Annotated in this window: 6 protein-coding genes; 2 read left to right on the top strand and 4 right to left on the bottom strand. The window is 63.7% G+C overall.

Annotation, left to right across the window (positions count from 1 at the left end; translation table 11 throughout):
- Window positions 1-48 precede the first annotated feature (48 nt).
- The 4 genes from lpdA to WBL05_RS12500 all read right to left on the bottom strand — a co-directional run bounded on the left by lpdA (window position 49) and on the right by WBL05_RS12500 (window position 4,760).
- The gene (lpdA, locus tag WBL05_RS12485; protein ID WP_424226339.1) at window positions 49-1,446 is read right to left on the bottom strand and encodes a dihydrolipoyl dehydrogenase; all 1,398 of its coding nucleotides are present in this window, start codon (window positions 1,444-1,446) and stop codon (window positions 49-51) included.
- 10 nt (window positions 1,447-1,456) lie between these two features.
- Window positions 1,457-2,242, bottom strand: coding sequence for a class I SAM-dependent methyltransferase (locus tag WBL05_RS12490; RefSeq protein WP_424226341.1), 786 nt, complete (start codon window positions 2,240-2,242; stop codon window positions 1,457-1,459).
- 171 nt (window positions 2,243-2,413) lie between these two features.
- Window positions 2,414-4,261 (bottom strand): ABC transporter ATP-binding protein, encoded by a 1,848-nt coding sequence (locus WBL05_RS12495; protein WP_424226342.1) that lies wholly within the window; start codon window positions 4,259-4,261, stop codon window positions 2,414-2,416.
- Between the two features lie 109 nt (window positions 4,262-4,370).
- Window positions 4,371-4,760: an ArsR/SmtB family transcription factor gene (locus WBL05_RS12500; protein ID WP_424226344.1), complete on the bottom strand. Its 390-nt coding sequence runs from the start codon at window positions 4,758-4,760 to the stop codon at window positions 4,371-4,373.
- A 146-nt stretch (window positions 4,761-4,906) separates the two neighbouring features.
- Between WBL05_RS12500 and WBL05_RS12505 the strand changes: the two genes are divergently transcribed.
- A complete protein-coding gene (locus WBL05_RS12505; RefSeq protein WP_424226345.1) occupies window positions 4,907-5,335 on the top strand; it encodes an OsmC family protein in 429 nt (142 codons plus the stop codon).
- Window positions 5,336-5,562: 227 nt separating this feature from the next.
- On the top strand, window positions 5,563-6,049 hold a 487-nt coding region (locus tag WBL05_RS12510; RefSeq protein WP_424226346.1), incomplete at its 3' end, for a thioredoxin family protein.

A 6,049-nucleotide genomic window follows, 5' to 3' on the forward strand; every position in this document is an offset into this window, starting at 1 on the left:
GGGTTGCTCAGCCGGTGATCTTGAGGGCACGGGTCGTCAGCCAGTCGATCACAGGTTGATCATCTGGCCGGCGATGCCCTCCATCGCCTCCTTCACTGCCTCGCTCAGGGTCGGGTGTGCATGGATGTTTCGGACGACCTCCTCGGCGGTCAGGTCCCACAACTGGGCCAGAGTCAGCTCTGGCAGCAGTTCGGTCACGTCCGGGCCAATCATGTGCACCCCGAGGATCTCGTTGTGGGCCGCGTCGGCGACCACTTTCACAAACCCGGTCGTCTCTCCTAGACCGGATGCCTTGCCGTTCGCCGAGAACGGGAACTTCGCGACCTTCACCTGATGGCCGCGGTCGCGCGCCTGCTGCTCGGTATATCCGAACGAACCGATCTGTGGCTGGCAGTACGTTGCGCGCGGGATCATGTCGTAGTTGATCGGCATGGTCTCAGCGCCCGCTATCGTCTCCGCAGCCACCACTCCCATCGCCGAAGCGGTGTGGGCCAGCATCGACTTCATCGTCACATCCCCCACGGCATACAACCCCGGGACGCTGGTCCGCATGCACTCGTCGATTGCGATCGCGCCACGCTCGGTCAGGGCCACTCCCGTGTTCTCCAACCCGTAGCCCTGAGTGCGGGCTGCGAAGCCGATCGCCTGCAGGACCCGGTCGGCTTCCAGAACGTGCGACGGCCCACCCGCAGCCGAACTCAGCGTCACCCGCACGTTCTCCGAGGTCTCTTCGATCGACTCCACCCGGGTGCCGACCAGGACCGTCACCCCGAGCTTGCGATAGGCCTTGGCCAGCTCGGCGGAAATCTCGGGATCCTCGTTCGGCACCATCCGATCCAGAAACTCCACGATTGTCACCTGCGCGCCGTAGTTGGCCAAGACGAACGCGAACTCGGTCCCGATCGCCCCCGCCCCACAGATGACCACCGATCCCGGCACGTCCGTCGAGACGATCTGCTCTTCGTAGGTGAACACCCGAGGCGACCTCGCCGTCCCTGGAAGCAACTTGGTTGTGGACCCGGTGGCGATGATGCAGGTGTCGAACGAGACCACCCGCTCACCCTGTTCACCAGCCACACGAATCGAATGCGCGTCGACGAACCCGCCCCAGCCGTGGATCTCTGTGATCTTGTTCTTCCGCATCAGGAAATGGACGCCGTTCACCGACCGCTCCACCACCTGGCGGCTACGAGAGACCGCCTGACCGTAGTCGAAGCTGAATTCTCCTCGGATCCCGAACACATCGGCCTGGGAGGTGAGGATGTGCACCAACTCCGCGTTGCGCAGGAGGGCCTTGGTCGGGATGCAGCCCACATTCAGGCAAACCCCGCCCCAATACTGGTTCTCGATGATCCCCACCTGGAGCCCCAGCTGCGCAGCACGAATTGCTGCCACATACCCTCCGGGTCCGGCGCCCAGGACCACCACATCGAAGTGATCGGTCATACCCATCACGCTAGGCGCCCGGGCGCGCGTCCGCTGCCGAACCCTTGAGCCCGGCATCGCCCGAGTCGCCACCGATCAAGGGCCGGCGGCCTCCGTAGATCACCGCATCCAGGCGCTTCCAGTAGACATCGATCCCCTCGAAGCCGGCAGAACGGAGGAACCCGACTTGTGGTTCGAGCGCTGTGACGTTCCGGATGTGGTCTTCGTGACCGGCCTGCTCCAGTGAGGTGAGGGGGGCGCCCGGGATCCCGTCGTCAGGGTGGCTTCGAGCATCCGCTCGGTCCCAGGCGGCCACCACGACGGGGTCCGTCGCGGTCACCGTGTCGTAGTTGAGGTACCAGCCGCCGGGGGCCAGGTGCTCGAAGATCTCCCGGAACAAGCCCTGCTTGCGTCGATCGGGCATGTGGTGGATGCACATCGAGGTCACGACAGCGTCCAGTTTGGCCGGAACCTGTGGTGGCCAGCGACCCACTGACATGTCGAACTCGACATAGCGGAATCGTCCGGCGAATGGCTGCATCTCTCGCTCGCCGGCAACCATCATCGGGCGGGAGTAGTCGGCAAGGATCGCGGTGCTCAGTGGGTACAGATCGAGGATTCCGCGTGCCGCAGCCCCAGTTCCGGCGCCGAGATCCATGAACGTGAACGACTCGTGGCTGTCGAACGGCAGCAGTTCGCCCATCAAGCGGAACTGGCGCTCAGGGCTCCTGGCCCCGTTATCGGTCTTGTCGATCCAGCGTTCTATGAACTCCTCGGAATGCCAGATGTCGGCGCTTCTGTCGGTCGGCTCATCCATGTGATCGAGCCCATCCCCTGATGCGCGGGGGGACTTGGCGCACCGGGCGCGGGCAGACCTGGGACGCTCCCGAGATTCCGGCTTCAGCGGTCCTTGAATCAACCATGCTCGAACCTTCCTCTTCGACCGGGTGGGTGTCAAGCATGCCGATGGAGCGAGACGAGGGGCTACTCAGCCAGTGATGTCATAGGCGTGGAGACGCTTGCGGTCGGCCTTCGTCGCGGACGCCTGGAGCGCCAACAGCTCGGCGTAGATGCCGCCCGAGCGGGCCAATTCCTCCGGCGAGCCGATCTCGTCCACCCGGCCGTCGCGCAGCGTGATGATCCTGTCGACCGAGGAGATCGTCGAGAGGCGGTGGGCGATGATCAGGGTGGTGCGATTGGCCATGAGGGCCTCCAGGCCGGCCTGGACGAGCCGTTCGGCCTTGGAGTCGAGGGCCGACGTGGCCTCGTCAAGGACCAGGAGCGGGGCGTCCTTGAGTATTGCCCTGGCCACGGCGACCCGCTGCTTTTGGCCGCCAGACAACTTGATGCCACGCTCACCTATCTCGGAGTCATACCCCTTGGTCAGGCGAGCCACGAACTCGTGTGCGTTGGCGCGCTGCGCTGCGTCCTCGATCTGGGAAGCCGCTGCGTCCGGCCGGCCGTAGGCGATGTTCTCCCGGATCGTCCCCGAGAACAGGGCCGCGTCCTGGAAGACCACGCCTATTTGACCGCGAAGCTGCTGCAGGGGCAGGCGGGTGACGTCGCCGCCGCCCACCTGCACCACACCGGAGTCGGGCCGGTACAGCCCGAGCAGTAGGTTCACGAGGGTCGTCTTTCCCCCGCCCGACTCCCCGACGAACGCCACTCGCTCACCCGGCGCGACGGAGAACGTCACATCTTGGAGGACGTCGGAGGCACCGTCGTAGGAGAACGACACGTGATCGAAAGACAGGGCCGGCGCGTCATCAACAACGCGCCAAGGGGCCAAGTCGGCTGCGACCGCCGCCTCGGTTTGTGCGGGTCGGGTGAAGCTGAGCGCTGCTTCGGGGCCGAAGGGGGCATGCGGCTCGGGGAGCTCATCGAGCGCTTCAAGGTAGCTGTTGGAGCCGGCGATCGCGCGCTGGGAGCTGTCGACGAGGTAGCTCATCATGCTGACCGGCTGCTTGGCCATCGCGACCAACTGGATCAACAGGACCATGGCGCCGAGCGTGAACGCGCCTGACGCCGTGGAGGTGAAGATGATCGCGTAGATGGCGAAGAAGATCAGTGCGAAGGCGCCGCGGCGAGCAACGTCCATGAGGTGCCAATAGCGGGACTGGCCGTGCGTCACGTCGACCGTCTTGGTATAGCGGTCGTTGAAGACCCGCAGCTCACGCAACTCAGCGGTGAAGCTCTTGACCACTCGGATCTGGCCGATGGCCTCAGCGAACCGGCCCCCGGCGATGTCGAACTGCTGGTTCTTCTCGCGCTCGAGCGGTTGCCAGTGCTTTGACGTCAGGGCCGTGAGCCACATGAAGATGGGGTAGATCACCACCAGCAGCAGCGTCAACCAGACCGAGTAGGTCGCGGTCACGACGAGCACGGCCAGCACGGTGAGCAGGAGCGGCAGGAAGTTGTTGGCGAACATCTGGAAGAACTGGGACGTTTCGGCGATCGATCTGGTCAGCCGGTTGATCACGGTGCCGGTGAGCTGGCCATCGAAGTAGTGCTGCGGAAGGGTGAGCATCTTCGCGTAGTAGCGCGACGACAGGATGGCCCTGAGTTTGACCGACATCACGTCACCCAGATAGCCACCCACATTCGTCACCGCCGTGCTGACGAGTTCCACCACCAGCAGCGCTACTGCCAACCAGAGCAGAGCGCGCACTCCGCCGCCCTCCCCCCGGATCTGCGAGACGATCTCGTCGGTGGCGGCCTTGATGATGAACGGCGTCAGAAGTGCGGTTCCCGCCGTTGCCAGCGCAGCCAAGGCGATACCCAGGTAGTAGGGCCAGAGTTCCCGAGCCAGGCCCAGGAGCCGTAGAAGGCTCTGCATGCTTCTCCCATATCTCAAGCTGATTGCCCTATCCGCAGTGGAAGTCTTCCGACCGCTGGGGGCCCATTGATGAACTCGGCACAACGGCGACAGTGAACTGAGCCGCGATTCACGGGAGCGGATCGACCACGTCCCGGGTGAGAGGATCGCAACAGGCGGCGACGCCGACCGGCGTCAGCGCTGCCAGCGTGGCCAACAACCGCACTGGCTCTGCCAGTTGGTCGCAGCACAGAGCGTAGGTATTACTGCGTCCATGCGCGGTGGCGCTGACAAGCCCTTGCTCTCGGAGAAGGCCCAGGTGATGACTCACCAGGGTCTGGCCCAGCCCAGTCCTCTCCTGCAACTCCCGCACCGTGTGGGGACGGTCAGACAGGCAAAGGACCAAGGCAAGCCGTGTCTCGTCGGCAAGTGCCTTCAACTTGGGTGCGAGCAGTCGCGCGTGATCGAGGTCTCCTAGATCGCGGGCGGCGAGCAACCCGACTTCCAAGATCTGGGGCATGACGCCAACCTAGCACCAAGCGATTTCGGTATCAACAACAGACGTTGATCAATAGTGATCGGTGGCGGGTGAGCGGTTGCTGTCAGCGCTGGGTCGCCGCGGTGGCCGTCGGCTTCGGATGAATGTCCGGGTGGCAGGATGGCGACATGGCTGAGCCACCAACGACGTATCAGGTGAGGGCGCAGTGCCGCCCTGGCGGGGTCGCACATGTGCAGGCAGGCGACCAGACGGTGCCGATCGACACTGCTTGGGGGGTCGAACCGTCCGGCGCGCCAGGACCAGCCGAGCTTCTGGCCGCCGCGTTCGCGTCCTGCCTGATGAAGAACATCGAACGAACCAGCACACTGATCGGGTTCACGTACACCAGCGCCGACGTGCGTGTGCAAGCGCGGCGACAAGACTCCCCGCCCCAGTTCGTCGAGGTCGAGTACGACGTGCGCATCGTAACAGATGAGCCCGAACGCCGCGTCGACCTGCTGCACCGAAACCTTCGCCAGTTCGGCACCGTCTACAACACTCTCGCCGCAGTCTGTGACGTGCACGGCACGGTCGCCGCAGCCACAGCGGAGGCGTGATCACTCGCACCCGCCCAGCCGCTAGTGCGCAACCGATGCTTGCCGTCGTGCGACCGTGGGCTTACTGTCCAAGTATGGTTGAACCAAAGGGGATTGAACCGTCGGCGTTGTCGGCGATGTTTCGCCGAGGATGTTCAACCACCTCGCCCAGGCCATACATCGCGTCAACGGCAGCCGGATGCCATGACCACTGCGGGGAGCAGCAACGAATGAGGTGACTTCTGTTCATGGCAAATGAACACTCGGAGCGCAAGCGGCTGGTTGCGAGGATAGTCGCGCCACTTCTGATTGCGCTGGCACTCGTCGTCATCTGGGCAGTCAAGACCAGCTCCCAGGGTCCGGCTGTTGATGAACCTACCGGCTACGCGGCGGATCACGCACTCGTGTCCACATCCATAGATCTCGACACGCTGAAACGCTACGGCTTGCCGATCATCATCGACTTCGGCGCGGATTCCTGTGATCAGTGCAAGCAAATGGCTCCCATTCTCCAGGAGATCAACGCGGAGATGCAAGGCAGCGCCATTGTCAAGTTCGTCGACGTTTGGGAGAATCCTCGCGCTGCACAGGACTTCCCGGTTCAGCTCATCCCAACCCAGATATTTGTCGCTGCCGACGGAATGCCCTACGTTCCCAGCGAAGGCATCCGAATCGGATTTGTGTTCTACAACGATCGGAACACGGGCGAACACCTATTCACTTTGCATCAAGGCG

Origin of the sequence: Brooklawnia sp. (assembly GCF_049651565.1) — a bacterium.
Taxonomy (GTDB): Bacteria; Actinomycetota; Actinomycetes; order Propionibacteriales; family Propionibacteriaceae; genus Brooklawnia.